The following is a 1,362-nucleotide window of genomic DNA, read 5'->3' as shown; positions in this document are numbered from 1 at the left end:
ACCGCCCTCGTTCGTGAGGCGTATATAGTCGCCACCAACCAGAACTGTCAACAGTCATCGACGATGTTTTTTCGATTTCTCGTGGAGATATCCACGGGGCGGAAATTCGTGAGCTGGCTTGGCTGAAATTGTGAGTGGTGTTCCGCTGAGGATCACTCTTCTACCAAGCTCCCACCTCTAGGCGGCGGCAGGTGCGTGCCATCGGCCTGAGAATCGCCTCCTGGCGAGTGTCGATCCCCACGCCAGCCTAAGCAGCGCTTCAGAGCCGGCCTTCCAGCAATTCCGCCGTGATGTTGCGGCCGGCGAAAAAATACCCAGGACCAGACCCGTTCGGCATCGACTGCGAAAGCAATGCTGACGGCACGTCGCCAGCCGATGATCCGCGGACCAGGCATGATCTCGACCCGCTCTGTGCCGCACTGTGGAAAAGTCGACACGCTCAGGCAATGGTCGCGGATGCCGACAACGAAATTCCAAGCGATCGCCGGCGACGCACGGGTCGGCTATGTCGTCATAGAGCTGGTCGAGTTCAGTTTCCGCCTTGGGGTGGAAGACAATGCGGTACTCCATTGGCTACTTTATGCCTATTTGGCTTTCGCCTGCTTCGCGTGATGACGCGCCTCGAGCCGCGAAAAAACTGTCTCGACAGGGATGCCCTTAGTTTAGCCGGATCCTGCCGGAGCTCGGTCAGGCGCGCCGGAACCTCCTCGCGCAACCATCTTTCCCGCTCCGCCTCGAAATCCTCGAGCATACGTAGGCCGGCGCGAACATCTCAGGCATTGTTGTAGCGGCCTGATTCGAGCTGCTTCCTGATGAAGCTCTCATAGTGGTTCGTTCAGAGCGTAGTCGGGCACGGCAACCTCCTGGAAGATTATGGCGCCGATCAAGCCCGGTAGCAATAATAGCAATGATTGGAAGCGCACGATCACGGTTCGTTTTCCAAGATCTGGTGGCGAGAGAATGGTTCGTCGCCTGGTTTTGCAGGATCCAAAGCGTCCGGTCACCATCGCGCCGGCGCGTGGCGGTTGCCGCGCTGACAGAGCCGGGAGCCAACCGGCTTCGCGTGGGCAAAGGTGCCGAATACAAAAGGCCTGCGAGCTGCGGGCGGTTGGGGGTCATGATTTGTCTTTTCTGTCCCACGGTCGGCTTCGCCTGCTTCCGACCCCTGGTGCAGGTTAAAATCGCCATCGATCACGGTCCGAACGCAAAAAGCCCGCGTGAAGCGGGCTGTTTTTGATGTTGGTTGCGGGGACAGGATTTGAACCTGTGACCTTCAGGTTATGAGCCTGACGAGCTACCGGGCTGCTCCACCCCGCGTCACCTCCAGGGCAAGCTCTTGCTTGCTCCGGACTCTCCAGGGCA

1 tRNA gene and 1 pseudogene are annotated in these 1,362 nt (G+C 59.0%); both read right to left on the bottom strand.

The features are described from left to right. Nucleotides 1-259 precede the first annotated feature (259 nt). A pseudogene (locus tag X726_RS1000000172175) lies at nucleotides 260-570 on the bottom strand (type II toxin-antitoxin system RelE/ParE family toxin). Nucleotides 571-1,240: 670 nt separating this feature from the next. Then, a tRNA-Met gene (locus tag X726_RS137265) sits at nucleotides 1,241-1,317 on the bottom strand. Between the last annotated feature and the right edge of the window lie 45 nt (nucleotides 1,318-1,362).

The organism is Mesorhizobium sp. LSJC285A00 (genome assembly GCF_000503155.1).
Taxonomy (GTDB): Bacteria; Pseudomonadota; Alphaproteobacteria; order Rhizobiales; family Rhizobiaceae; genus Mesorhizobium.
The sequence above is the reverse complement of the archived record's forward strand: the minus strand, read 5'-3'. Positions and strand labels throughout refer to the sequence as shown.